Annotated in this window: 22 protein-coding genes; 11 read left to right on the top strand and 11 right to left on the bottom strand. The window is 56.1% G+C overall.

Going from position 1 to position 24,991, the window contains the following annotated elements:
* Positions 1 to 140 precede the first annotated feature (140 nt).
* The 5 genes from Q0753_RS00610 (at position 141) to Q0753_RS00590 (ending at position 9,911) form a co-directional block, all read left to right on the top strand.
* Positions 141 to 4,601, top strand: a complete 4,461-nt coding sequence (locus Q0753_RS00610) for an ATP-binding protein (protein WP_298715766.1) — start codon at positions 141 to 143, stop codon at positions 4,599 to 4,601.
* Positions 4,602 to 4,623: 22 nt separating this feature from the next.
* Positions 4,624 to 5,823: an EAL domain-containing response regulator gene (locus Q0753_RS00605; protein WP_298715764.1), complete on the top strand. Its 1,200-nt coding sequence runs from the start codon at positions 4,624 to 4,626 to the stop codon at positions 5,821 to 5,823.
* Positions 5,824 to 5,851: 28 nt separating this feature from the next.
* The gene (locus tag Q0753_RS00600) at positions 5,852 to 7,000 is read left to right on the top strand and encodes a response regulator (RefSeq protein ID WP_298715762.1); all 1,149 of its coding nucleotides are present in this window, start codon (positions 5,852 to 5,854) and stop codon (positions 6,998 to 7,000) included.
* A 120-nt stretch (positions 7,001 to 7,120) separates the two neighbouring features.
* Complete coding sequence (locus Q0753_RS00595) at positions 7,121 to 9,694, top strand: bifunctional diguanylate cyclase/phosphodiesterase (protein ID WP_298715760.1); 2,574 nt, start codon at positions 7,121 to 7,123, stop codon at positions 9,692 to 9,694.
* Positions 9,695 to 9,761: 67 nt separating this feature from the next.
* Complete coding sequence (locus Q0753_RS00590) at positions 9,762 to 9,911, top strand: entericidin A/B family lipoprotein (RefSeq protein WP_298715757.1); 150 nt, start codon at positions 9,762 to 9,764, stop codon at positions 9,909 to 9,911.
* A gap of 71 nt (positions 9,912 to 9,982) precedes the next feature.
* On the opposite strand, the gene Q0753_RS00585 is transcribed toward Q0753_RS00590, so the two are convergent.
* The 3 genes from Q0753_RS00585 to hmpA all read right to left on the bottom strand — a co-directional run bounded on the left by Q0753_RS00585 (position 9,983) and on the right by hmpA (position 12,588).
* Entirely contained in the window at positions 9,983 to 10,348 is a 366-nt protein-coding gene (locus Q0753_RS00585; RefSeq protein WP_298715755.1) for a glutathione S-transferase N-terminal domain-containing protein, read from the bottom strand.
* A gap of 82 nt (positions 10,349 to 10,430) precedes the next feature.
* Complete coding sequence (locus Q0753_RS00580) at positions 10,431 to 11,273, bottom strand: CoA ester lyase (protein WP_298715753.1); 843 nt, start codon at positions 11,271 to 11,273, stop codon at positions 10,431 to 10,433.
* 118 nt (positions 11,274 to 11,391) lie between these two features.
* Positions 11,392 to 12,588: an NO-inducible flavohemoprotein gene (gene hmpA / locus Q0753_RS00575; protein ID WP_298715751.1), complete on the bottom strand. Its 1,197-nt coding sequence runs from the start codon at positions 12,586 to 12,588 to the stop codon at positions 11,392 to 11,394.
* A 209-nt stretch (positions 12,589 to 12,797) separates the two neighbouring features.
* Between hmpA and Q0753_RS00570 the strand changes: the two genes are divergently transcribed.
* Positions 12,798 to 13,388 carry a DUF4202 domain-containing protein gene (locus tag Q0753_RS00570; protein ID WP_298715749.1) on the top strand — a complete coding sequence of 197 codons (591 nt, stop codon included), beginning with the start codon at positions 12,798 to 12,800 and terminating at the stop codon, positions 13,386 to 13,388.
* A gap of 234 nt (positions 13,389 to 13,622) precedes the next feature.
* Positions 13,623 to 14,963: a Na+/H+ antiporter NhaC family protein gene (locus Q0753_RS00565; RefSeq protein ID WP_298715748.1), complete on the top strand. Its 1,341-nt coding sequence runs from the start codon at positions 13,623 to 13,625 to the stop codon at positions 14,961 to 14,963.
* Positions 14,964 to 15,038: 75 nt separating this feature from the next.
* On the opposite strand, the gene Q0753_RS00560 is transcribed toward Q0753_RS00565, so the two are convergent.
* Positions 15,039 to 15,944, bottom strand: coding sequence for a LysR substrate-binding domain-containing protein (locus Q0753_RS00560; protein ID WP_298715746.1), 906 nt, complete (start codon positions 15,942 to 15,944; stop codon positions 15,039 to 15,041).
* A 94-nt stretch (positions 15,945 to 16,038) separates the two neighbouring features.
* Here Q0753_RS00560 and Q0753_RS00555 point away from each other — a divergent pair, with 94 nt between their 5' ends.
* Positions 16,039 to 16,869, top strand: a complete 831-nt coding sequence (locus Q0753_RS00555; protein ID WP_298715744.1) for a phytanoyl-CoA dioxygenase family protein — start codon at positions 16,039 to 16,041, stop codon at positions 16,867 to 16,869.
* Positions 16,870 to 17,275: 406 nt separating this feature from the next.
* Here Q0753_RS00555 and Q0753_RS00550 read toward each other — a convergent pair whose 3' ends face one another.
* From Q0753_RS00550 to Q0753_RS00540, 3 genes are all read right to left on the bottom strand, one after another.
* Complete coding sequence (locus Q0753_RS00550) at positions 17,276 to 17,593, bottom strand: AzlD family protein (protein ID WP_298715742.1); 318 nt, start codon at positions 17,591 to 17,593, stop codon at positions 17,276 to 17,278.
* Entirely contained in the window at positions 17,590 to 18,300 is a 711-nt protein-coding gene (locus Q0753_RS00545) for an AzlC family ABC transporter permease (RefSeq protein WP_298715740.1), read from the bottom strand. The genes Q0753_RS00550 and Q0753_RS00545 overlap by 4 nt, the downstream gene beginning before the upstream one ends.
* A 123-nt stretch (positions 18,301 to 18,423) precedes the next feature.
* Positions 18,424 to 18,864 (bottom strand): globin, encoded by a 441-nt coding sequence (locus Q0753_RS00540; protein ID WP_298715738.1) that lies wholly within the window; start codon positions 18,862 to 18,864, stop codon positions 18,424 to 18,426.
* 56 nt (positions 18,865 to 18,920) lie between these two features.
* Here Q0753_RS00540 and Q0753_RS00535 point away from each other — a divergent pair, with 56 nt between their 5' ends.
* Complete coding sequence (locus Q0753_RS00535; RefSeq protein ID WP_298715736.1) at positions 18,921 to 19,091, top strand: hypothetical protein; 171 nt, start codon at positions 18,921 to 18,923, stop codon at positions 19,089 to 19,091.
* A 6-nt stretch (positions 19,092 to 19,097) separates the two neighbouring features.
* Here Q0753_RS00535 and ettA read toward each other — a convergent pair whose 3' ends face one another.
* The 4 genes from ettA to cynR form a co-directional block, all read right to left on the bottom strand.
* On the bottom strand, positions 19,098 to 20,765 hold the full coding sequence (gene ettA / locus Q0753_RS00530; RefSeq protein ID WP_298715734.1) for an energy-dependent translational throttle protein EttA: 1,668 nt from the start codon (positions 20,763 to 20,765) through the stop codon (positions 19,098 to 19,100).
* 358 nt (positions 20,766 to 21,123) lie between these two features.
* Positions 21,124 to 22,179, bottom strand: coding sequence for a BMP family protein (locus tag Q0753_RS00525; protein WP_298715732.1), 1,056 nt, complete (start codon positions 22,177 to 22,179; stop codon positions 21,124 to 21,126).
* 209 nt (positions 22,180 to 22,388) lie between these two features.
* Positions 22,389 to 22,595, bottom strand: coding sequence for a hypothetical protein (locus Q0753_RS00520; protein ID WP_298715730.1), 207 nt, complete (start codon positions 22,593 to 22,595; stop codon positions 22,389 to 22,391).
* A 130-nt stretch (positions 22,596 to 22,725) separates the two neighbouring features.
* Positions 22,726 to 23,607 (bottom strand): transcriptional regulator CynR, encoded by an 882-nt coding sequence (gene cynR / locus Q0753_RS00515; RefSeq protein ID WP_298715727.1) that lies wholly within the window; start codon positions 23,605 to 23,607, stop codon positions 22,726 to 22,728.
* 114 nt (positions 23,608 to 23,721) lie between these two features.
* Between cynR and Q0753_RS00510 the strand changes: the two genes are divergently transcribed.
* Both Q0753_RS00510 and cynS read left to right on the top strand, forming a co-directional pair.
* Positions 23,722 to 24,381, top strand: coding sequence for a carbonic anhydrase (locus Q0753_RS00510; protein WP_298715725.1), 660 nt, complete (start codon positions 23,722 to 23,724; stop codon positions 24,379 to 24,381).
* Positions 24,382 to 24,459: 78 nt separating this feature from the next.
* Complete coding sequence (gene cynS, locus Q0753_RS00505) at positions 24,460 to 24,930, top strand: cyanase (protein ID WP_298715723.1); 471 nt, start codon at positions 24,460 to 24,462, stop codon at positions 24,928 to 24,930.
* The last annotated feature ends 61 nt before the right edge of the window (positions 24,931 to 24,991 follow it).

Below are 24,991 nucleotides of genomic sequence, written 5' to 3'. Positions count from 1 at the left end.
TATGGCAACAGCTTCTTGTGATAACTGCGTCATCCGGAATGTTTTGCATGCTTGCTAATTCGGGTACCGAGGCCATCAATATCCGTCGCCTTTTCGCATCCAACTAACAAGCTGAATATGACCACAGTGGTATAGAGCACATGTTATTTTATCAACGAGCAGCGTTGCTGCTGATCGGTTATTTTCTGCTGGCCGAATTTGGCATGTGGCTGGCGGTTCCGCCCATCTATACGGCGCCGGTGTGGCCGGCCACCGGGCTGGCGCTGTTCTGTCTGCTGCTATGGGGACTGCGCTACGGGCCCGTGGTATGGCTGGCCGCCTTTGCTTCGGATTTGTTCCATAAAATCGTTATCGCCGGTCACGTCCTGGATACCTCCATACTGGCGTTGACGTCGATCACCGCCATCGGCTCCATGCTGACTGCCCTCGTGGGGGCCAGGGGCATGGCGCTGCTGGTGACGGACAAACCGGGCAGTGTCAGCGAATGGCGGGTGATGCGGGCGCTGTTGTTGGCGGCGCCGCTCGCCGCTTCCTTGTCGGCGACCATTGGCATCGGCAGCATGTATTTTTTGCAATCGCTGCCGCCGGACTCTCTGACTGGTAACTGGCTCACCTGGTGGATGTCCGAGTGCCTGGGAATCCTGATGGTCACCCCCATCATGTTGCCGCTGGCCTATCGGCAGCATGATGGGCTCAAAGATCACGCCAGAAGGCTGCAGTGGCTGCCGTTGCTGTTCATCGTGCTGGTGGTCATGGTCTTCCATACCCTGGGCAAGAGCGAACAGCTGGAGTTTCGACAGCGTTTTGCCTCCTACAGCGAACTGGTGCATGAGCACTTTGAACGGGGGCTGTTCGCCCTGAGCGATTCGGTCAATGGCGTCGCCGCCTTCATGAACAGTAGCGAAGAGGTCAATCTGGATGAATTCAAACGTTTTGCGCAGCATTCTCTGAAAACCAGAGGTATTGAAGGTCTGGGCTGGGCACCGCTGGTACCGATTGAGCAACGCAACGAGTTTGAAGCGCAAGCGAAGCATCTTCGGCAGACCGCATTTTCCATTGCCGACAACGATGGTCAGGGTAATCTGGTGCCTGCCGGCGAGCGTTCCTACTATTATCCCTTTCTGTTTATCTCTATTCGAAACGGACACACTATTGCAGCCGGATATGATCTGGGCAGCGAAGATCCCGACCAGCTGGCAATGGCCATCAGGAGTGGCCGTGCCGTTTTGCTGGAACGGCGGGCGTTTTATGAAGAAAATCCGAACCGCCCCGACGACTGGCGCTATTTGCTACCGGTATACCGCACCGGTTTTGATTCGAGTGGGGCGAACGAGGCGGCAAGGGAAGAGGCTTTTATCGGCTTCGCGGTAGGATTGATTTATTTCAATGACTTATTGGCCGATCTGGCACAACGAGTCGAGAGCATAGGAGTGAGTTTCTGTATCACGCTTAGTGCTTTAGATGGCGGATCACCGGTGCAGTTGATGGACACTCGCCTGCCCATTCATCTGGAGCAAGAGCCGGACTGGAGTAATCATCCGGAGTTTCTGGCCGATAAACGGCTTGATATCAAAAGCTGGTCGGTCGCACCCTGGCAGCCGGCACAGTCCACCATTATGCAGGTATTTATTGTCGCCATTGTGGTGCTGATGCTGTTATTGACGGCTTATGCGATCATCACCGCCGGCCACAATATGCGTATTGCAGAGCGGGTCAAACGCCGCACCCTGGCATTGAAAAAGACCAAGCAAGAGTTGGCCGACATATTAAATAACATGGCGAGTTATATTGTTGAACTCGATCGGGGCGGCTTTATTGTCAGGATGAACAAGGCGCTGCTCGATGCTTATGGTCAGCCTGAATCCAGGTTAATCGGGCGGCATTTCACCCTGAGCCCCTGGTTCGACGACTTGCCTGAAGAACAGCAGGCTCTGTCCGGGGACTTTCAACACGCACTGCAGGGCAACAGGGTGCGACGGGACGTGCAATTACGCCGGCAAAACGGTGAGCTTTTCACTCTCGATCTCAATATCATTCCTATCTCAAATAATGAATCGACTATCGACAAGCTGATCGTATCGGCCATCGATATCACCGAGCGTAAAACGACCGAAGAACAGCTTAAAAATAATAAAAAATTATTGAACCGGGTGATTGAAGGCAGCGAGCTGGGCTACTGGGACTGGAACCTCGCCACCAACCAACTGGTAGTTAAGGGCCACTATGGCCGTATGCTGGGCTATGACAACGGCCAGTTCATCAATGGCGAAGACTTCTTCCGTCTGCTGCATCCGGAAGACAAACTCAGGGTGAGGCAACTGTTTGACCAGTATTATCGCCGGCAGAGCGATTACTTTCTGGCCGAATGCCGACTGCTTTCCGCCAGTGGAAACTGGCACTGGATTCGATCGCGCGGAAAAATCGTGCAATATGACGGCGCCGGCCAGGCCATGACCATGGCAGGCGTGAATGTCGATATTCATCAGGAAAAGCTGATTGAAATCGAATTGCACGACAGCAAGGCCCAGCTGGTGGCGCTGAACCAGTCGCTGGAGGAGCTGGTGGAAAGCCGAACCCGGGAGCTGCAGCTGCTTGCCGAACAGCTTGAACACAGAGTCACCGAACGCACCAAACAGCTGGAGCAAGCCAGACAGGATGCCGAGCAGGCCAACCAGTCCAAGTCCTATTTTCTGGCGACCATGAGCCATGAAATTCGCACTCCCCTGAACGGGGTGGTGGGCATGCTCGATGTACTGGCCCGGACCGAACTCACTCGCAGCCAGCACGACATGCTGAACCTGATCCACTACTCGGCCGTTTCCCTGTCCGAGCTGATTAATGCGATTCTGGAGTTCTCGAAGATAGAGTCGGGAAAACTGGATCTGGAAAAACAGCCGCTTTCGATTCCCGCCGTGGTGGAGCAGACCTGCCAGATGCTCGATCAGCAAGCGAGGATACTGGGGGCCGAGCTGACCCTGTTTATCGATCCGGTGCTGCCCGGCCGGGTGCTCGGTGACAGCCTGCGTATTCGTCAGATACTGATTAATCTGGTGGGGAATGCCATCAAGTTTTCCGGCAGCAGCCGGCCCGGCAAGGTGTCGGTCAGAACCTCCCTGTCTGCCAGCGGGGTTTCTTCCATCAGGATACAGTTCGACGTGGCCGATAACGGTATCGGCATAGACCCGGCGGTGCAATCGACCCTGTTCGATGCCTTTACCCAGGCCGACTCTTCCACCACCCGGCGTTTCGGCGGTACCGGCCTGGGACTGACCATTACCCATCATCTGGTACAGCTGTTGGGCGGCGACATCAAGCTGCAGAGTGAGCCGGGAGCGGGCAGCTGCTTTACGGTCTCGTTGCCCTTCGAGCTGGATGACGATAATACGGACAGTACGGTTAGCGCATCCGTGCTCGATGGGCTCTCCTGCCTGGTGATTGGGGGCAACGAAGGCATTGCCGAGGATCTGCTCTGTTATCTTCAGCACGAAAATGCTCAAGTACATTATGCTGCGGATATCGAGGCCGCTGCCCGGATGAGCGAGTGCTATCCTCCCGGTATGTGCATCTGGGTTTATGATGCCACTCGGCAGCAGTTTCCCACCGAACAGCTGCGGACGGCGGCTTCATCGTGGCCCGACCGGCAGGTTCGCTTTGTGACGCTGGAGCGGGGGGCCCGCCGGCATGCTCGCCAGGTGGCCGCCGATCACGTCATGATGGATGCCAATGTGCTCAAGCGGGCCGCCTTTCTCGATGCCGTGGCCGGTGCTGCCGGGTATATCCGGTTGCCGGAGCGGTACTATGCGACAGAGAAAGTGGTCAGGGCGGGCAGAGAGCCGTTAACCGGCCGTCATGAGGCGTCGATTCTGGTAGCCGAAGACAACGAAGTAAATCAGAAGGTAATTCGCCAGCAGTTACTGTTGTTGGGTTATACCGCCGATATTGCCAATAACGGGGTTGAAGCCATCGAGCTGTGGCGAAAGAAACCCTATGATCTGCTGATCACCGATCTCCACATGCCGGAGATGGATGGCTACCAGTTGACCCGGCAGATCCGGGAGCAAGAAAACGGGGCCTCGCCCATGTCCATAGTGGCGCTGAGCGCCAATGCCTTCAAGGAGGAAATTGCGCGTTGTCTTGAACAGGGAATGAATGATTATCTGAGCAAGCCGATGGAGCTGCAGAAGCTGAAGGCCATGCTTGAACGCTGGTTGCCTGAACATGAGGACGAGTCACCGCCCGTTGCGGGTACTGAAACCGATCCGACAGAGGCGGTGGATATAAGCAGACTGAAAGCATTGATCGGGGATGATGAGTCCATCTTTCAGGAATTGCTTACCGATTACCTGCAAAGCCTGAAAGAGAATCAGGTCTCGATGGCGGATGCCTGGAAGCAAAGAGACATGAAACGGTTAGGGGATATCGCTCACACCCTGAAATCCTCTTCGCGCTCGGTGGGGGCCATTACTCTGGGGGATTGCTGTGACCAGATAGAAGTGGCTTGTCATGGCGCTCGGCCGGCCATGACGCCGGAGATGCTGCAGGCGTTCTACGCTGAGGCCGAACGAGTCATTGGTTTTATCGAAAAAAGAATAAAAGAATAAAAGAATAATTGCACGGGATGTTATGAATAAAAATGATGACATGAAAGTATTGATTGTTGATGACGATCTGTTTTCGTTGAAGTTGCTGGCGCACATGGTCGGACAACATGGCGATTACCGGGTGGATATCTGCAAGAGTGCCATAGGAGTCCTTGAAAAGATTGGCTCCGGTGTGCAATGCCCCGATCTTATCTTCATGGATCTGAACATGCCGGAGATGGATGGTCTCGAGCTGATAAGGCGGTTGGCCGGCTGCGGCTATACGGGCGCGCTCGTTCTGGTCAGCGGCCAGAGCAAACGTATTCTTAAAGCATCGGAAGAGCTTTCCCGCTCCTATGGCATCAATGTACTCGGCCACCTGGAAAAACCGGTGTGCTCGACACAGCTGTCCTTGATGCTGGGCAGACTTGAAATATGCGAGCAAGCGCCGCTTAAAAAGGAGCAGCAGTTTTCGATTGAAGAAATTCTATGTGCCATCGAAAACAGAGAGTTTATTAATTACTATCAGCCCAAGGTGTCTTTGTCGGGTGCCGAGGTCAAGGGAGTCGAGGCGCTGGTTCGCTGGCGGCACCCGGAGCATGGCATCATTTTTCCCGATCAGTTTATTCATCTGGTTGAACACCATGGCTATATCAATGAGTTAACTCGGCTGGTGCTGGCTAACGCGATCGATGATGCGCAGCGCTGGCGTACCAGAGGTGACACTTTTCCGGTGGCCATCAATATCTCCATGCTGAGTCTTTCATCCTTTGATTTCATGGACAGTCTCTGCCAGTTGATCGACGGCAAGGGCATGTCTTCCGGTGATTTTCTGTTTGAAGTCACCGAAAGCAGGGCGCTGGATGACAGGCGTCAGCCGCTCGAAATCATGACCAGGCTGAAACTGAAGGGGTTCGAGCTGGCCATAGATGACTTCGGCACGGCGTATTCCAATCTGAGCAAGCTAAGCGACTATCCCTTTGGCGAATTGAAGATAGACAGATCCTTTATCAACGGCATTGCCAATAGTTCGTCGAAGGCCAACTTTTACCATGCCTGCCTCGCCCTGGCCGGAGAATATGGCATGACGGTAGTGGCTGAAGGGGTGGAGACCCATGAAGACTGGGCGTTTTTAAAGAGCACCGGCTGTGACATGGCGCAAGGTTATTTTATTTCCAGACCCATGCCGGCCGACGCCATGCCTGTATGGTTATCAGGATGGAAAATTGAATTTTTAGCGTAATGGTTTATTTCAAGGAGCCGTAATAGCCATGCCAGTCAATAAAAAAGATGTTATTTTTATTGCGACCAACAGCCATAGCACGGCAGAGGTTGTCAACAAGATGCTGGCTGTAGAGTTTGAACATATTGTAGTGTCAACCTCGATCGACCACGTTGTGGGCGAGTTTGATAGGGCTGATGCAAATGTTATCTTGCTGGCATACAAGGATGTTGAACAATCGGAAAATGTCTATGGAGAGCTTTGTCTCCGAAGTCGACATTTACATTCAAAGCCCTATAAGTGCCTGCTCTTATGCAACAAGTTGGAGGCGAAACTGGCCTATGAACTGTGTCGATCCCGAAAATTTGATAACTATATCGTATTCTGGCCGTTGTCTTATGATCCTTTCCGTTTGTTGATGTCTGTTCACCAGGCGATTACGGAGATCAATGAAACCTATCAGCTCAGAGAGAAAGTAACATTCTCTTCCGAACAGGATAAGGCGCTGACCGATCTGGAGGCGCTTTTTGTCAGGCAGGTGGAAGGCAGTCATACCTTTTCGGTCAAGGTGAATAACGCGGTTGAAACGGTAGAAAAAAATATTCGGCGGGTCATCGGTGAGGTTGAGCATGCAAAAGAGGCTGTCTCCGGCTTCTGGTCTAACGATGAAGCTGAAGATCATAATAGGGAAAATACGCCTGTTTACAGTCTTGACCGGATAAGACAGGGGGTTGAAAGTATCAGAAGCTTTGCCAACGAGCTTGATGCCTTTTCATCCGACAATGTTCGTTCATCCTATCAGTTGTCTCAAGCGTCACCCAAATCCAGAATCAGTGTCATGGTAGTTGAGGACGATGCCTTTCAGCGTAATCTGCTGCTCGCACTGTTGCGATCTGATGATTATGATGTTGACTTTGCGGCCAGCGGAGAAGAAGCGATAAACCTGCTGCAGCGATCCACACCGGATCTTATCCTGATGGATATCATGATGCCGGGTATCAGCGGCATTGAAACCACCCGCTTCATCAAGGCAAACTCCTGGACCAAGAACATTCCTATCATCATTATCAGCGGTAAAAATGAGAGAGATGTCATTCTGGAATGCATTAATCTGGGTGCCAGCAGTTTTGTACTTAAGCCGTTTAACCGGCAAACGATCATGAAAAAAGTATCGGCAGTATTGAATATCAATCAGTAGGCATGCCGGGAGGCGTCCTATGTTTTATTGATTTACATCAATAAAACATAGGACGCACGATGCATCGATTCTTGCTCTTGGGTATAGTCGGCGCTTCGGTGACAAGGAGAGCTCGCCACCATGGCTGGACGCCCAACCACAATCAAGCGCTATCTGCTGAATCGTACCCTGTTTTTTTCCATTATCGGCTTCTTGTTGTTGCTGCTGGTGGCAAATCAGGCCTATCAGAGCAGTATTCGGGAAAATGCCCATCAGGTAGCTTCCTCGGTGGCAAAGAATACCTTCAATTCCATGTATCTCATCATGAGTCAGGGCTGGACCCGATCACAGCTGGAATCGTTTCTGAGCGAGCTGGAGTCCGGCAGCCTCGAGGGCAACATTCGTATCAACCTGTACCGGGGCGGTCTGGTCGATGTCCGCTTCGGCGAGATAGCGCAGCCGGCGCTGGATAGTTCGTTGCACAGTGTGCTGTCGACCGGGCAGGTGGCCGCCTTCGATCAGGGCGAACACCTGCGTTACCTTTATCCGCTCAATGCCCGTGAAAACTGTCTGGCCTGTCATACCAATGCCCAGGTAGGCGATACCCTGGGGGTGATCGAGGTACAGCAGGATTTGTCGGCCCAGCTCGGCATGGCCAACCGTAATTTGCTCTATTACCTGTTGCTGCTGTCTCCGCTGCCGTTACTGTTTGCCTTCTGGGCGGTGCGCCGGGTCAGCCTGCATATCAACGATTCGGTTCAGCAGCTTTCTCGCAGTATCGAACAGGTCGAAACCCTGTCCGACCTGTCTCGTATGGGTGAAGGGCGCAGCGATTTTCGTTTTAAAGAGATGAACAGTATTTTCGGTCAGGTCGAGCAACTGGCCGACAAGCTGCGCAATATTGCGGTAGACAAGGATCTGCTGGAATTCGAGATCCGCCTGCTGGAAAAGTTCGTCATTACCTCGGAAGTGGTGCGTGACTGGCGCGAGTATGTCAACGTGCTGATGATTGACATCAACAAGGTGCTGGATATTTACACCATGTTCTCCATCTTCAAGGTGGATGATGAGTTGTTTGACCTGGAGATTTTCTGGCTGCATCCACCCAGCCCGCAAACCCTGAACATGATGGAACAGGCGGTGCTGCACCGGCTCAGAGCCCAGGACTCCCTGTTCCGCCACAGCGAATTCAAGCTGCATCACAACATGGTGCAGGGGGGCAGTGAAGTGGTTATCGAGCTGGATACTCATGATATTGAACTGCAGACCAAATCCCTGCTGGTGGAAACCCCGAAAATCGGCGGTATTGTCGGCATCGGGGTGCAGGCGGATATCGTCAAGGACAGAACCAAGGTGCTGGTGCTGGAGAGTATCCTGTCTACCCTGCTCAACGTGGTGGGGTCGGTCAAGGCCATCTACAAATACACCCGGGATCTGGAATATTACGCGACCCGGGATCCGCTCACCAATCTCTATAACCAGCGTATGTTCTGGGAACTGCTTGAATATGAGCTGGATCGCAGCCGCCGACACGAGTATCCGGTGGCCATGCTGCTGCTGGATCTGGACAACTTCAAATCGATTAACGATGGTTACGGCCATGCCAGTGGTGATCGGTTGCTGACCGAGCTGTCGGTCTTGCTCAAGCAGCAACTGGGCAATGGCGATGTGCTGGCCCGTTATGGTGGTGACGAGTTTGTGGTGGTGCTGCCCGAGGCCGATATGGAGCGGGCCGGGCAGGTGAGCGAGCAGATCCTGCAGGCGCTGGACAGCTTTGTGATGGAATACGACGGCAGCATGCTGAAAACGAGCTGTTCCATTGGTGTGGGCCTGTATCCCGACCATGCAGACAATGCCAAAGAACTGTTCATGTTCGTGGATAACCTGATGTACCGCGCCAAGGCGCAGGGAAAAAACCGGGTCAGCTTGCCGAAAGAGCAGGATGTGGCAGACGTTTTCCGCGATATGAGCGAAAAGACCCAGCTGGTGAACCAGGCTATCGAACAGCGAACCCTGCTGCCGGTGTTTCAGCCGATATTGCCGATGAGTGATGGCGAGCCGGGGGCGGTGGAAGTGCTGAGTCGCATTCGGCTGGCGGATGACAGCCTGATGAATGCCGGTGAGTTCATCGAAATTGCCGAGTCCATGGGCAAGGTACATCTGCTCGATTATATCGTGATGGAAAAGGCCTTTGCCCAGGTAAGCGCGACCGGTTATCGAGGGTTGCTGTTTATCAACCTGTCGCCACGATCTGTGCTGGTCAGTGATTTTCTGGGCCGGGTAGACAGGCTGGTTGCGCAGTATGCAATGTGCCCGGGCCGTATCGTGTTCGAGATCACCGAAAGAGATACGATAAAGAGTATGGTGTTGCTGGAGAAGTTTATTCGGGCACTGAAAGATGCCGGTTTTTTACTGGCAATCGATGATTTTGGCTCGGGTTTTTCGTCTTTTCATTACCTGAAGCATTTACCGATCGACTTTGTAAAAATCGAAGGCGAGTTTATCGCCAACATGGCCAATGACAGTCGGGACATGGCGTTTGTCAGCAGTATCACGCAGTTGGCAAAGCAGTTGGGTGTGAAAACGGTGGCGGAATACGTGGAAACGCAGGAGGTGCTGGCTCTGGTGCAGGCGACCGGTATCGATTATGCCCAGGGCTATCATATCGGCCGGCCCATTCCGGATTTGGCCGAGGCCATGATTAGACTTGGATGAGACATTTTTGTCGCCCCGTTGAGTCTATACTCTGAATGGTTATCAACTCGGCAAGAGGAAAACGAAGATGGTGAAGATATTACTGGCAACCCTGATTTCGATAGGCTTGGCTGTCGGTCTGGCAGGTTGTAACACCTTTGCCGGTGCCGGCAAGGATATCCAGCAGGGGGGCGAGGCGGTGGAAGAAGCCGCGCGTGATGTGCAGAGCAACTACTGAACTGATAACGACGGATTAATCCGAATGAAAACAGCCCGCGGATCGATTGATCCGCGGGCTGTTTTATTTGCTTAGCCGAAGCGCTGCTGCAGGTAGGCGATGATGTCGTTCGACTCATACATCCAGCGGCTTTCGCCGTTTTCCTCGATGCGCAGGCAGGGGGACTTGATGCGCCCGCCGCCGGCCTGCAGCTCGTCTCTATGCGGGGAGCCGGGCTGAACATTACGCAGTGCTATGGGCAGGTTCAGCTTGTGCATGTTGCGACGAACCTTGATACAGAAGGGACAGCGCGGCAGCTGATACAGTGCCAGTTGCTCGCAGGCTTCATCCACCTGTTGCTGTGCTTGTGGTGCTCGGCGCATTTTGGTAGGACGAGTAATAAAATCACCCAGCTGCCAAATCCTCCCAATCCCATTACGTAATACTTTTACCAGCATGACGGCTCCTTTTTATGAGCAGCCACGACCGCTCATCAGATGATCAAAAAAGGGATTGTATCTGAAACGCGCCGTTTTTTCGCTATTTCAGCCGGTCGTCGACCGAGGCCATGATGCGGCGTGCCCGGGCCATGACCGGGGTATCCACCATGTTGCCGCTTACCGCCACCACGGCGCCCTTGACCCTTTGTTCCGCCTCCAGAATATGTTTGGCCCAGGAAATCTGGGCGCTGGTGGGCGTCAGCGCCTGTCGGGCCGGTGCCACCTGGGCCGGATGAATCAGCAGAAGCCCGCCACATCCCAGCCGCATGCCCTGACGAATGTAGGCGGTCAGTCCCTTGGGGTCGTGAATGGCGGTATAAATGGCGTCCAGAGGTGCCGCCAGCCCATGAATGCGTGAACATATCACCAGCTGACTGCGGGCAAACAGAAAGGCCGATTCGTCGAGCGGTTCTCCCGCCGGTGGCGGATAGTCCATACCGAGATCCAGCGCCAAATCCAGTTTGCCGAACAGCAGCCGGGCCACACCGGGGGCGGCGGCAATGTCGTTCAGTCGGGTAAAGGCCAGCGCCGATTCAATAAAGGGTAACAGGGGTTTTTCGGTGATATGAGCCAGCTCTTGCAGCGCCTCGGGATCTTCGGCCTTGGGCACTACTATGGCGGCCACCGCCGGGGAGCGGCAAAGGGCACTGTCCTGATTAAACCAGGGGCTGCCGGTGCCGTTGATGCGCACCAGCACCGAGTTGGCGGCCTGTTTGTCCAGCCAGCCGCTCAGGGTGGCGCTGGCGGCGTCTTTTTCTGCCGCCGGTACCGCGTCTTCCAAGTCGATGATGATGGCGTCGGCCCCGCTGGCCAGAGCCTTGTCGAAACGTTCCGGCCGGTTGGCCGGAACAAACAGCAGCGTTTGCAGCGCATTGATATCCATAAAAACCCCCTGTCAATCCGGGCAGGGTTGCCCTGAAGATGTGCAACGGAGTCTTCTGTTTAGAGCAGTTCGTCAAGACTGTAAACCGCGAGAGTCGGATTGTGGGATCCGGTCGCCATTAGAGGCTCTGATGCGGGCCGAATACCTCGTAATGCAGGCGTGCGTCTTCGATGCCCCAGGCCGACAGCTGTTCCTTGACCATGGCCATGAAGGGCAGGGGGCCGCAGAAGTAATAATGGGCACCGTCCTGAATGATGGCGTCTTTTACCTGGCTCAAGTCCATCAGCCCTTCGGCGTGATAGTCTTCGGCCGGCTGATCGTTTTCGGCCGGGGTACGATACCAGACATGGGTATTCAGGTTGGCGTGGGCCTGGCGACGCCGTTGAATATCGTCCTTGAAGGCATGCTGGGCGCCGTTTTCGCAGGCGTGCAGCCAGTGAACGTCGGCCTGATGGCCCTGGCTGAGCAGCTGGTCGAGCATGGCGCGCATCGGCGTCAGACCCACGCCGCCGGAGAGCAGCACGACCGGCGTGTCGGCACTGACTTCCATGAAGAAGTCACCGGCCGGTGGCAGCACCTGCAGGGTGTCGCCAACCCGTACCTGATCGTGCATGAAGTTGGAAGCCACGCCACCCGGTTCGCGCTTGACGGCAATGCGATACTCCCGGCCGTTGGCGGCCTGACACAGGGAATATTGACGATATTCCTTGTGTTCGAGGACGGGGCTGTCCAGGTGCAGGTTCAGGTACTGGCCCGGCAGGTAATCGGCCACGGCGCCGCCGTCGGCCGGAGTCAGCAGGAAGCTTACGATTTGCTCGCTCTCCGCTTGCTTTTCCTTTACCACAAAGGCCCGGGTGCCACGCCAGCCGCCGGCCTTGCTTTCGTTGCCCTGATAGATCTGCTCTTCACGACCGATAAAAATTTCGGCCAGGGCACCGTAGGCCTGAGCCCAGGCGTCGATGACTTCGGGCGTAGCCGCATCGGGAGCCAGTTCCTTGATGGTTTCCAGCAGGTGATGGCCGACGATGGCGTACTGCTCGGGCTTGATGGCAAAGCCGGTATGCTTTTGGGCAATGCGCTCTACCGCCGCACTCAGCACCGCCGGGTTATCGATGTTTTTGGCATAGGCCAGCACGGCGGTAAACAGGGCGGCGGGCTGGCGGCCTGTTTTCTGGTGACTGAGGTTGAATACGTCTTTCAGCTCCGGGTTGTCACGGAACATGCGCTGGTAGAAGTGCTCGGTCAGGGCGGTGTTGGCAGACTCCAGCAAAGGGACTGTGCTTTTGACGATGTCGATGGTGCGGCTATCCAGCATGATATGGCTCTCTTTAAGTGATATTCAGGATGCAACTTAAGCGGCATATTATAGCTATATTTGATATGCATCAATACGGAGTCGAAATTTATTCGAGGGCGTCGGCCACTTTTTATCGGGTTAAATGGAGTAACTCCTTGATTGCTGCTTGCATTTACAGACCCAGAGGTAACAATGCTTTTTTTGTTACCTCCACAGGATGTCAGGTGATGACCCAGGATTCCCGTTTACAGCAGGTATTGGCGCTGATTGACGCCGAAAATCGCGAAGATCCCAATCAGGAGCTGGCCGACGGTCAGCATTGGCCGAAGGAGTATCTGTATAGTTGCCGAATGAGCGACACTCTGGCGCAATTTATGCCGAATGCACCGGAACTGCTGCAAATTGCCTGTCGGGCGCAGCACATCAAGCGCTGGAGTATTCCGCGATCCGACTACCCGATGGATAAGGCCGGTTACAAACGCTGGCGCACTGATCTGGCGCAATTTCATGGTGATCTGACCGCCAACCTGATGGCAAAAGTCGGTTACGGCGAAGACGAGCAGCAACGAGTCAAGGAGCTGCTGCTGAAAAAGCAACTTAAGCGGGATCCGCTGGTGCAGGCGCTGGAAGACGTAATTTGTCTGGTGTTTATTCGTTATTACCTGGCCGACTTCGCGACACGACACCAGGAAGACAAGCTAATCGATATCATTGGCAAAACCTGGGGCAAGATGTCGCCGGACGGTCACGCCGCCGCCCTGCAAGTGCCGCTTGCTCCTGCCATGCAGGCCCTGGTCGGCAAGGCGCTGCAGGGATAAATCATCCCGGATATTGCTCTCTTTCGGAGCATGGCGGGAGAGGCGGTCTGGCGGTATTCGCTCTGGTTCAGGGGGCGCGTGCAAGGTGGATAGCTAAAAAGATATCTATTGTATATACAAACTATATGAATCGTTAATGTGTATTTAATGTTAATTTTTTGTGAGTGCCTGGTGTTGTTCGGGCACCGAGAATACATCGATAAAGGGACTTGATTATATGAGGGAGTGGATCCTATGAATGCCATTGTTCTGGCCATCCTGGTGATGGTTGCGTTATGCCTGGCTCGGGTATCTGTGGTGTTTTCGCTGGTGGTCGCCGCCCTGATTGGCGGGCTCTGGGCCGGCATGTCGGTAGAGCAGGTGATTGGCGCCTTTAACGACGGTCTGGGCGGCGGCGCCACCGTCGCGCTGGCCTATGCCACCCTGGGGGCCTTTGCGGTGGCGCTGTCGCGTACCGGTATTACCGATCTGGTGGCCAACAAGGCCCTGGGCTGGGTCGGTACCCGGCGCGAGCCGGGCCAGCTGAGCGGCGTAAAATGGTTGATATTCGGTGCCCTGATCATCGTGGGTGCCGCTTCCGGTACCGTGGTGCCGGTACATATCGCCTTTATTCCCATTCTGGTACCGCCGTTGCTGGGGCTGATGAGCATGCTGAAGCTGGATCGCCGCGCCGTGGCCTGTGTGATCACCTTCAGTATCACCATCATGTACATGACCACCCCGGTGGGGTTTGGCACCATTTTCCTCAACGATATTCTGACCAACAGCGTCAACCAGGCCGGTGACGGGCTGGGCATGCATATCACACCGGGCATGGCGCCCAAGGCGATGCTGCTGCCCGCATTGGGTATGGTGCTGGGGCTGGGGGTTGCGGTGCTGTTCAGCTATCGTCGGCCGCGAGATTACCAGCATCAGCAGGTCGCCGTTAAAGAGCAGGGCACACCACAAACCCGGCTCAGTCGCAAACAACTGCTGATGATTATCGCCGCCATTGTCGGTGCCCTGGTGGTGCAATTGAGCACCGGCTCCATGGTGCTGGGCGGTCTGCTGGGTTTTGCCCTGCTGTCGATGAATGGCCTGTTCAAGTGGAAGGATCAGGACGACGTCTTTACCCAGGGCATGCGATTGATGGCGCTGATTGGCTTTATCATGATTGCCGCCTCGGGGTTTGCCGGGGTAATGAAGGCCTCTGGTGCCATTCCCGAACTGGTGGCCGGCTCCGGTGAACTGATTGGCAACAGCCCGCCGCTGGCGGCACTGGTCATGCTGCTGGTGGGGCTCTTCATTACCATGGGCATTGGCTCCTCGTTCTCTACCATTCCCATTATCGCCGCTATTTATGTGCCGCTGGCCATCAGCTTCGGTTTTTCACCCCTGGCGACGCTGGCGCTGGTGGGCACCGCCGGTGCCCTGGGTGATGCGGGGTCACCGGCCTCCGACTCGACCCTGGGACCAACCGCCGGCCTGAACGCGGACGGTCAGCACGATCATATTCGTGATTCTGTGATCCCCACCTTCATTCATTACAACATTCCGTTGGTGATCTTCGGTTGGATAGCGGCGCAGGTATTGTAAGCCATAAGCCATAAGCCATAAGCCATAAGCCGTAAGACCCCGGGTTCAACCTGAACCCGGGGTCTTACGGTTTTTTTATGCCTGATTATTCAGCCCGGCGACGCTGTCGAGAAACAGCCGGGCGGGGATGGAGAGCGGAAATTCTCGGGAGCGGGCCAGCACCACCCGCTGGGGCGGAAATTCATCCTGCAATGGTCGGCAGGCCAAAGGTTCACCGTCGTAGCTTTGATCGCCCGCCGGGCGGGTGCAGGACAGCGCCACCCCATGACCATGCGCCACCAGCCCTCGCTGCATCTCGAACGAGGCGGTGGTGTGTATCTGGCGTGGCTTGAGATCCTGATGCCAGAACAGTGACATGAAATACTCCCGGGTCAGCGGCATGTCCTGCAGTATCAGGGTCTCAGCCGCTATTTCCGCCAGACCGAGTACCGGCTTGGCGGCAAGCGCGTGACCGGCCGGCAACAGGGCATAGGGCTTCAGCTCGTCCAGCACCTGCACTTCTGTCTGCTGGGGCAGGCCCAGTTCATAACTCAGTGCCAGCTCGGCCTTGCCCTGTTTGAGCGCCTGGCTGACCCCGGCCAGATCCTGCTCTTGCATCACCACTCGAATGTGGGGGTAACGCCGCTCGAATTCGCTGACCAGCCGGGGCAGGTAATAAGGCGCTATGTCCCGAAAACAGCAAATGACCAGTTGCCCCTCTACTTCTGTTTCATGCTCATGCCGGCGGGCCAGCAGGTTATGAGACAGGGTGAGGATCTGGCGCGCTTTCTTGAGTAATTCTTCCCCCCTGGGGGTCAGGCTGACTCCCTGGCCGCGATGGCGTTGAAACAGCGGCTGGTTAAGCAGACTCTCCAGCTGATGAATGGCGATGGACACCGACGGCTGAGATACATGCAATGCCTCGGCGGCTTTGCTGATGCTGCCATGCTGGGCCACGGACACAAAATAACTCAATTGACGGAAGGTGAAGGGAATAGCCATTGGTCTATGTACTTAATATAAAAAGTGTATTTTTATACTATGTAATGGAAGTGTTAAAGTCGATTCATTACTCATGAAGAGAAAGGAAAACAGCATGAATATGCCGGTAACCGCACAGTCTTCAGCCAAAAAAATGTGGCTGACACCAGAGCAAAAGGCGGCGTATGAGCGCGATGGCGCCATCGTGATCAAGGGCGTGTTCAAGGACTGGATTGAACCACTGCGTGCCGGCTTCGACAGGGTGCTGAACGACCCCAGCGAGCATGGCCGTGAAAACGTCACCGGCAACGATACCGGCCGTTTCTTTGAGGATTACTGCAACTGGCAGCGTATTCCCGAGTTCAAACGGTGGATCGAGCAGTCGCCGGGGGCCGCCATCGTCGGCGAAGCCACCGGCTCGGAGCGTATTCAGGTGTTTCATGAGCACATTCTGGTGAAAGAGCCGGGTACCTCCAAGGCCACTCCCTGGCATCAGGACCTGCCCTATTACTGCGTCGACGGCGAGCAGACCGGCAGCTACTGGATACCGCTGGATCCCATCACCCCGGAAAACGCCCTGCAGGTGGTACTGGGCTCCCACCGCTGGCCCAGGCTGGTACGGCCGAGCAAATGGTCGACCAATGCCTCCTGGTACAAGGAAGACAGCCACTTCATGGAAATGCCGGATATCGACGGCGGCGACTTCGAGATCATGATCCCCGAAATGGAGCTGGGCGATGCCTTGCTGTTCAACTTCAAGACGGTACACGGCGCCCCGGGCAACCAGACCATGAATCGTCGCCGGGCCTTTTCTACCCGCTTCATGGGCGACGATGTGCGTTATGTAGACCGTGGTGGCGCCACCTCGCCGCCGTTTGACGGTATAAACCTGCAAACCGGCGACAAGATGCGGGAAGACTGGTTCCCGGTGGTGTGGCAACGCTAAGCCTGGCTGTAAACCAGAAAAGCCCGCCATACGGCGGGCTTTTGCATTGAACGGCGGCGATTAGACCAGTTACATCCAGTATGTGTGCATATTCAGAGTCCTCACTCCTGAGGCAACACAGCCGCCTCTCACGACACGCTACGAGTACATCCCTGTATGCTCGGAAATACCATCCATGGTATTTCACGGTCGTGGGAGGCGATCTCTGTTACCTCTTTTGGAGCGCCGAGTTATCCGCAGGAGGTGTTAACAGACGACCCGGCTGTATCAAGGAGGGCAAAGGGATCTGCTCAGCCGACCTTCTGTTTCATGGATGAAACAGAGAGCGTACATGGATGTATTCATAGCGAGTCGGCGGAGCGGGCCCTTTGGCCGACATATCAACGTTTAGCAGCACTATTGGCGGTTAACCGCCGAAGAAGTGTCGGCTGAGCGCCGCGGCTATGATACCGGCGGTAATGGCCGGCAGCGGCTTTTTCAGCACCAGCATGGTCAGTGCCGTGGCCAGCAGCGCCATGCGGGCGCCGATATCGCCGTTGACCGCCAGCGGCGTCAGAATGGCCACCAGTACCGAGCCGGACATGGCGCTGATAAACTGCTGCACCCTATGGTTGATGGGGATCAGCGACATCACGAAAACGCCGCCCCAGCGGGTGGCCAGGGTCACGACGGCCATGACGCCGATAATCAGCAGGGTGCCTGAACCGGCGGTTTCCAGTGTCATTTTGGTTTTTTCTCCATCCACAGGGCGCCGAGCAGGCCGCCCGACAGGGCGCCCACCACTACATGACTGTTGGCGGGCAGCCACCAGTAGGCCATCATCGCCGACGCGCCCGCCACGACCCAGATAATGAAGGTGCGCAGATCTTTGCGTCCGCCCAGGGTCATGGCCAGCAGAAAGCAGCCCAGCACCATGTCCAGCCCTATGCTGAACGGGTCTTCGATGGCGCTGCCGAAATAGAGGCCGAGCCAGGTACCGATCATCCAGAACGACCAGATGGCCAGACCGCCGCCAAACAGAATGCCCAATGCCCGCTCGCCCTTGTGAAAGCCCTGCATCGCCATGGCCCAGTTGGCATCGGAGGCAAACAGCATGATGGCGTAGCGCTTGGGTAACGACAGATGGCGTAGCCAGGGATAGAGGCTGGCGCCCATCAGCAGATGACGGGCGTTGATGGCAAAGGTGGTGATGATCAGCGGCACCAGCGGCACCTGGGTGCCCCAGATGTCCAGCGCGGCAAACTGGGAGGTACCGGCAAACACCAGCGCGCTCATCAACACTATGCTGCCTTCGCTCAAGCCTTCCTGCGCGGCGGCCAGGCCAAAGGCCAGCCCGAAGGCGGCCACAAAAAAGGAGAGTGGTAACAGCTGCTTGAAGCCAAACCAGGCATCGGCTGGCTCCAGTCGCGCCTGTTCGGCGTAAGTGTCCATAACGGTCTCGGGGCTCATGCTGTGCAAAGCCGACAAGAATACCATCATGCAGGGTGAGGGGCGAGGCGGCAGGCTCACAGTTCGGTGCCGACCTCAGCGGCAGGCCGGAATACGTGCCGCAGTTTACCGTTTCCCGGACGGCGTCGGGCATGGCTTGTCGTATTTGAATTTCATATAGGTAATGCCGGGAGCCATCACCAGACGCCAGGCTAACTCCACGTCTTCCGAAAACTCATCGTCAAACCGCTTTACGCTACTGATCAAACATTCAAGCCAGCGATCATAAAATTCTGGATGAATGTCCAGATGGTCACGGTTGTGCCTTTCGGCGATGCGGCGAATCGCACCGTCAGCCTGGCCACTGGCATAAAAAGCAAACAGGCTGTAGAAGGACTTTTTCAACATGCTTTGCTGAACCGCCATGTCGGTATTTGCAAAACGTTGGGCGATTCTTTCGTCATCATGCAGAAATCGATGATAGAAGGCGCCGAAAAAATCGGTTCCATCCTTGCGGGTGCGTAAAACGCGTTCGTAACTGTCATCAAAGATTTGTTCAAAACTCATATCACGCCCTTGTCACTCTACCCTATGTTTTACCTTGCCTGAAAAAGTCGCGAAACATGACCCAAACAAATGGAGTCTTGCTCGGTGGCAAGCATGCGGGCGCGCCGTTGCCGAATTTCCAGCTGGATTTGAACATCATTATAGCTGGTTCGATGGTCCTCGATGCAGTTGACATCAGTCAACAAAAAGCCCGCATCATGCGGGCTTTGGTGTTGTTCATCGGGTAAACAGTGTTACTTGGTGACTTTTTTGTACTTGATGCGCTTGGGCTGCACGGATTCGGCGCCGTAGGTTTTCTTCTTCCAGTCTTCGTATTCGGTGAAGTTGCCTTCGAAGAATTCCACCTTGCCCTCGTCCTGGTAATCCAGGATGTGGGTAGCGATGCGGTCGAGGAACCAGCGATCGTGCGAAATCACCATGGCGCAACCGGGGAATTCCAGCAGGGCGTTTTCCAGCGCGCGCAGGGTTTCGATGTCCAGATCGTTGGTCGGTTCATCCAGCAGCAGCACGTTGCCGCCGGTCTGCAGCAGTTTGGCCATGTGCAGGCGGCCACGTTCACCACCGGACAGCTCGCCGACCCGCTTCTGCTGGTCGATGCCCTTGAAGTTGAACCGTCCCAGATAGGCGCGGCTGGGGATCTCCAGGTTGCCGATGCGCAGCATATCCTGGCCATTGGCCACTTCTTCCCACACGGTTTTGCTGTCGTCCATGCTGTCACGGAACTGCTCGACCGAAGCCAGCTGTACCGACTCACCCAGGGTGATGCTGCCTGAGTCCGGCTGCTCGGCACCGGTCATCATGCGGAACAGGGTGGACTTACCGGCGCCGTTGGGGCCGATAATACCGACGATGGCGCCCTTGGGGATGCTGAACGACAGATCGTCGATCAGCACCCGGTCGCCGTAGGACTTGGTCAGGTGCTCGACTTCGATCACCTGATCACCCAAGCGCGGGCCGGGCGGAATGAACAGTTCGTTGGTTTCGTTACGCTTCTGGAAGTCCTGATTCTGCAGTTCTTCAAAGCGGGCCATACGGGCCTTGGACTTGGCCTGACGACCTTTCGGATTCTGACGAACCCATTCCAGTTCTTTCTGGATCGACTTCTGGCGGGCGGCCTCGGAAGACTGCTCCTGCGACAGACGCGCGTCTTTCTGCTCCAGCCAGGAAGAGTAGTTGCCTTCCCACGGAATACCCTCGCCCCGGTCCAGCTCCAGGATCCAACCGGCCACGTTATCGAGGAAATAACGATCGTGGGTAATGGCCACGACGGTGCCTTCGTAGTCGTGCAGGAAGCGCTCCAGCCAGGCCACGGACTCGGCGTCCAGGTGGTTGGTGGGTTCGTCCAGCAGCAGCATGTCCGGTTTTTCCAGCAGCAGCTGACACATGGCCACCCGGCGGCGTTCACCACCGGACAGCTTGTCGATGGTGGCTTCCCAGGGCGGCAGACGCAGGGCGTCGGCGGCGCGTTCCAGCTGGTTGTCCAGGTTGTGGCCGTCGTGGGCCTGAATGATGGCTTCCAGCTGACCCTGACGCTTGGCCAGTTTGTCGAAGTCGGCGTCCGGATCCGCATAGGCGGTGTAGACTTCGTCCAGCTCTTTCAGCGCGCCGGCCACTTCGGAAACCGCTTCTTCGATGGCTTCGCGTACCGTCTGCTCCGGCTTGAGCTTAGGCTCCTGGGGCAGGTAGCCGATGTTGATGCCGGGCTGGGGGCGGGCTTCGCCCTCGATTTCGGTATCCAGGCCGGCCATGATGCGCAGCAGCGTGGATTTACCGGCGCCGTTCAGACCCAGTACGCCAATCTTGGCGCCGGGGAAAAACGACAGGGAGATATTCTTCAGAATATGACGCTTGGGCGGAACTACCTTGCCCACGCGATTCATGCTGTAAACAAATTGAGCCATTTATGATTGTCCTGATAAATCAGTGAGTTGACAGGCCGTCTTGACAGGTGATGGTGGCAGGCTGTGCCAGGTATGCCAAACCTGCGGCCAACGCAGGGCCATGGCGCTATATGGTACTTGGCTGGGCGGGGAATGCCAGTGTCCGAAAGCGGAGAAACGGGAATTTCACGAGGGTGCGGTACTTTGAATGTTCATGCAAGTCGGGCAAAGGGCCAGCTCCGCCGACTCGCCGTAATAGAAGGTCGGCAGAGCAGATCGCTTTGCTCCTCTTATAGGCCTCGATGCAGCCGGCAGACGACTCGGGAATCAAGAAGAGGCAACCTGTTGCCTCTTAATGCAGCAAGCTAATTTGTGGCTATCAGGACTTGTTCTTCAGGGTTTCCTTGAAAGATTGGTCTACAAACTCGCCGCTGGCCGGATTGAACTCCTGGCCATCAAAGGTGGTTTTCATGGTGATTTCGCCGTTGATCAATTGTTTCGCCAGCTCGTCCAGCTTCGCTTTTACCTCGGGCGAGACATCGTCGGCCAGGGTCAGCTTGACCACGTCACCCTGGCCCAGACCGATTTCGGTGATCTGGTTGGGTTGCCATTCGCCGGTGGTGTAGTCCTGGGCGGCGTTGAGGATGGCCACGCTGGCATCGGCCACCGCCGAGCCGACGAAGGTCGGGTCAACCGGGGTCCAGTCGGACACGTTGCCGATGTGGCGCACCTTGCCGTCGTGCGACTTGATCTCGTCAATCACCCCCTGACGCCCGGCGTTGAGCATGGTGTAGATGACGTCGGCACCCTTGGCGATTTCTGCAGCCGCCGCCTCACCGTTGATGCTGGTGTTATCCAGATCACCGGTAAACCAGGTCAGGAACCGGGCATCGGGATTGACGTGCTTCACGCCGTCATAAAAGGCGGCGCGGCCGATCAGACCCGGCGTGGGCCAGGCACCGGAAATATGGCCCACCACGTCGGACTCGGTAGTCAGGCCGGCCAGGGCACCGGCCAGCCAGGCGGAGTCTTCCTGGCGCACCACATAGCTGGACAGGTTGGGGCCCTGCACATGGCCCTGAATGACCACAAACTTGATATCGGGAAACTCCTGGCTCACGGTTTGGGCCGGGCCGTTGCACTGGCCGCCGTGGGCGATGATCATGTCGGGGCCTTCCTGGGCCAGCTTGCGCATGGCGTCGGTCAGCAGTACCGGATCCGAAGTGGCGGAGATATTGGATACATAACTGGCGTTAACATCCAGCTCGGCCTGGATCTTCTCATAGCCCCGATAGGCGGCCTGCATAAAGCCGTTGTCGTTGTGTTTACCGGGGATCAACACGGCAATGTCGGCCTTGTCGGCGGCCATGGCCTGAGCCAGGGGAGCCAGGGTCAGACCGGCGGCGATCAGCAGAGTACTTCCAAATTTGTACATGGTGTTGTCCTTCATTTGTCTCGGCGTGTGTGCGTTTTATGAGTTTTTTGTATTCATTTATTTCAGGTCGTGAAGTTACCTAATGGTTTCACATTTGTTAATGATGATGGTGTTCAACTGCGAGTGCGGTCACAGAAAAGGGGAGGGCTGAAATAAACGAAAAGAAAAAAGGGGGTAGAAAGAGACAGGATCGCATCCCTGCGATCGGGTTATTCGTCGTCGCGTTTACTGCTCCAGCGGGTGAGGCCGGCGGAGATAACGGTATTGCCGAAGAAGCCCCAGTCCATCCAGGACGGTTTGTCGGCATGCTTGTCGATACTGGCGGCGGCTCCCAGCAGTGGCAGCCACAAGGCGGCCAGCAAGGAGCAGGTCAGCACGCCTTTTCTTACTTTTATTTTTTGTTTTTTTGGTTTCATCAGGGCACTCCCGAATCAAGGGAGCTCGGTTATAGCACAGAGCCTGCGGCCCCAGAAGTTAAATAAACGGCCACTATTTGCCTGGATGCTGGCAGATCCAGAGCATGGCATCGCGTACCTGCCCTGGCGGCTATTCTGCCGCCGAAAAGGCCTCGGCCAGGCTGATAAAGGCCCGGGCGGCGGCACTCTGATAGGCCCCTTTTCTCAACAGCAATACGGCGTTTCGCTTCAGCTCTGCCGGTGTCAGCGTCAGTGCGAGCAGATCTTCTCGTTGCTGCGTGACCTGGGCCGGCAGCAGTGAAGCCAGCGGCGTGTTTCTCACCATCTCGATCACCGCGTTCACCGAGTTGGCTTCCATCATCACCTTTGGCTGCAGTTCGTGCTGGCGACAGTAACTGTCTATCTGCTCGCGGGTGGCAAACTCGGCATTAAGTAGCGCCAGCGACAGGGTGCCGAGGGTGGGGGCGTCCAGACTTTGCTGCCCGGCCAGCGGATGATCCCGGTTGATCACCAGCGCCAGCCGTTCTTCCAGCAGAAACCGGGACTCGATATCGGCGTTGTGTACGTCGTCGAAGGCGATGCCCAGATCGAAGTCGTCATCGAGCAGTCGCTCTTCCATTCGCTCCTGCGACATCTCCTCGATTTGCAGCCTGATATTGGCATAACGCCGATGAAAGCGGCGTACCAGCGGGCCAATCAGGTAGGGCGTAAAGGTGGGAGTGATGGCAATGCGCAGGGTGCCACGGCTGAGATCGTTCACATCGTGGATGGCCCGCTTGCCTTCTTCCAGATCACGCAGCGCCCGGCGGGCGTAGCCGGCATAGACGTGACCGGCATCGGTCAGCGTTATGCGGCGCCCCGAACGGTCGAACAGGCGGGTGCCCAGGCTTTCTTCCAGTTGTTTGATCTGCTGGGACAGCGCCGGCTGCGAGACATACAGCGCCGCGGCGGCGCGGGTGAAGTTGCGGTGTTCGGCGACGGCGAGAAAGTAGTGGATATGACGCAACAGCATGGTATTACCTATAAGTAGGGCTTATCGCTTGTATTGTAAATGGGTATTTCACCTTATGAAACAGGCGGCGTAATCTTCAGCCATCGATTAGCGAATGGCCCGGAGAAACCCGCCATGAAAGAGATCATCGAAGGCTTTTTGAAGTTCCGCAAAGACGTGTACCCGGCGCATCAAGATCTGTTCAAGGGGTTGGCGCATCAGCAGAGTCCGCGCACCCTGTTCATTTCCTGCTCCGACAGCCGTCTGGTACCGGAGCTGGTGACCCAGCATCAACCCGGTGGCCTGTTTGTTATCCGCAATGCCGGCAACATCGTGCCCTCTTACGGGCCCGAGCCGGGCGGAGTCACGGCCTCGGTGGAATATGCGGTCACCGCGCTGCAGGTAACGGATGTGGTGATCTGTGGCCATTCGGATTGCGGCGCCATGAAGGCCATTGCCACCTGTGCCTGCATGGACTCGATGCCGGCGGTTGGCAGCTGGTTGCGCTATGCCGACTCGGCCCGCATCGTCAATCAGGCCCGCCATCACAACAGCGAGCGCGAGCGCATCGAGGCAATGGTGCATGAAAACGTCATCGCCCAGCTCGCTAATATTCAGACCCATCCCTCGGTGCGCCTGGCGCTGGAAGAAGGCCGGCTATTCCTGCACGGCTGGGTGTACGACATCGAATCGGGACACATAGAAACCTATGACGGCACCCGTCGCACTTTTGTGCCGCTGGCCGAGCATACCGAAGTTTGCGCCACACCGGTGCAGTTTGCCACGGCGGTGTAACGCCCCTGGTTCTTATCGGCAATCTTGAATTTTTACCAACAACCCAAGTTCTATCCACCAACCTATAGAGGTATCACCATGATCCACTCTCAAAACAGTAAAGACGCACGCCAGGCCCTGACCGACCGAATTCTGGCCATCAAAGGTGCCAAAGACCTGTCGTTTGCCCAGATCACCGAAGGCACCGGTCTGAGCACCACCTACGTGACGGCTGCGCTGCTGGGCCAGCATCCGCTGCCGGCCGATGCTGCTGCCGTGGTAGCCGACAAACTGGAGCTGGATGCCGATGCGGCGGCCCTGCTGCAGACCATTCCGATGCGCGGTAGCCTGGAGCAGGGCGTGCCGACCGACCCCACCGTGTACCGTTTTTACGAGATGCTGCAGGTGTACGGCACTACCTTCAAGGCGCTGGTACATGAAGAGTTTGGCGACGGCATCATCAGCGCCATCAACTTCAAGGTTGATATCAAGAAGGTGGAAGATCCGGAAGGCGGCTCACGCGCCGTGATCACCCTGGATGGCAAGTACCTGCCTTACAAGCCGTTCTGATAATTCATAAACCGTTTTGATGATTCGGTAAATGATACGCCGGTGCCAGCCACCGGCGTTT

It is taken from the genome of uncultured Oceanisphaera sp. (assembly GCF_947495715.1).
In the GTDB taxonomy this organism is placed as follows: Bacteria; Pseudomonadota; Gammaproteobacteria; order Enterobacterales; family Aeromonadaceae; genus Oceanimonas; species Oceanimonas sediminis.
The sequence above is the reverse complement of the archived record's forward strand: the minus strand, read 5'-3'. Positions and strand labels throughout refer to the sequence as shown.

Bases quoted from the DNA above. Each gene is read 5' to 3' on its own strand.
- cynS (WP_298715723.1), top strand. From the start codon at position 24,460: ATGATCCACTCTCAAAACAGTAAAGACGCACGCCAGGCCCTGACCGAC.
- Q0753_RS00605 (WP_298715764.1), top strand. From the start codon at position 4,624: ATGAATAAAAATGATGACATGAAAGTATTGATTGTTGATGACGATCTG.
- Q0753_RS00580 (WP_298715753.1), bottom strand. From the start codon at position 11,273: ATGGATATCAATGCGCTGCAAACGCTGCTGTTTGTTCCGGCCAACCGG.
- Q0753_RS00560 (WP_298715746.1), bottom strand. From the start codon at position 15,944: ATGGCTATTCCCTTCACCTTCCGTCAATTGAGTTATTTTGTGTCCGTG.
- Q0753_RS00565 (WP_298715748.1), top strand. From the start codon at position 13,623: ATGAATGCCATTGTTCTGGCCATCCTGGTGATGGTTGCGTTATGCCTG.
- Q0753_RS00555 (WP_298715744.1), top strand. From the start codon at position 16,039: ATGAATATGCCGGTAACCGCACAGTCTTCAGCCAAAAAAATGTGGCTG.
- Q0753_RS00590 (WP_298715757.1), top strand. From the start codon at position 9,762: ATGGTGAAGATATTACTGGCAACCCTGATTTCGATAGGCTTGGCTGTC.
- Q0753_RS00540 (WP_298715738.1), bottom strand. From the start codon at position 18,864: ATGAGTTTTGAACAAATCTTTGATGACAGTTACGAACGCGTTTTACGC.
- Q0753_RS00535 (WP_298715736.1), top strand. From the start codon at position 18,921: ATGACCCAAACAAATGGAGTCTTGCTCGGTGGCAAGCATGCGGGCGCG.
- Q0753_RS00595 (WP_298715760.1), top strand. From the start codon at position 7,121: ATGGCTGGACGCCCAACCACAATCAAGCGCTATCTGCTGAATCGTACC.
- Q0753_RS00610 (WP_298715766.1), top strand. From the start codon at position 141: ATGTTATTTTATCAACGAGCAGCGTTGCTGCTGATCGGTTATTTTCTG.
- hmpA (WP_298715751.1), bottom strand. From the start codon at position 12,588: ATGCTGGATAGCCGCACCATCGACATCGTCAAAAGCACAGTCCCTTTG.
- ettA (WP_298715734.1), bottom strand. From the start codon at position 20,765: ATGGCTCAATTTGTTTACAGCATGAATCGCGTGGGCAAGGTAGTTCCG.
- Q0753_RS00510 (WP_298715725.1), top strand. From the start codon at position 23,722: ATGAAAGAGATCATCGAAGGCTTTTTGAAGTTCCGCAAAGACGTGTAC.
- Q0753_RS00545 (WP_298715740.1), bottom strand. From the start codon at position 18,300: ATGGACACTTACGCCGAACAGGCGCGACTGGAGCCAGCCGATGCCTGG.
- Q0753_RS00600 (WP_298715762.1), top strand. From the start codon at position 5,852: ATGCCAGTCAATAAAAAAGATGTTATTTTTATTGCGACCAACAGCCAT.
- Q0753_RS00570 (WP_298715749.1), top strand. From the start codon at position 12,798: ATGACCCAGGATTCCCGTTTACAGCAGGTATTGGCGCTGATTGACGCC.
- Q0753_RS00525 (WP_298715732.1), bottom strand. From the start codon at position 22,179: ATGTACAAATTTGGAAGTACTCTGCTGATCGCCGCCGGTCTGACCCTG.
- Q0753_RS00585 (WP_298715755.1), bottom strand. From the start codon at position 10,348: ATGCTGGTAAAAGTATTACGTAATGGGATTGGGAGGATTTGGCAGCTG.
- Q0753_RS00520 (WP_298715730.1), bottom strand. From the start codon at position 22,595: ATGAAACCAAAAAAACAAAAAATAAAAGTAAGAAAAGGCGTGCTGACC.
- cynR (WP_298715727.1), bottom strand. From the start codon at position 23,607: ATGCTGTTGCGTCATATCCACTACTTTCTCGCCGTCGCCGAACACCGC.
- Q0753_RS00550 (WP_298715742.1), bottom strand. From the start codon at position 17,593: ATGACACTGGAAACCGCCGGTTCAGGCACCCTGCTGATTATCGGCGTC.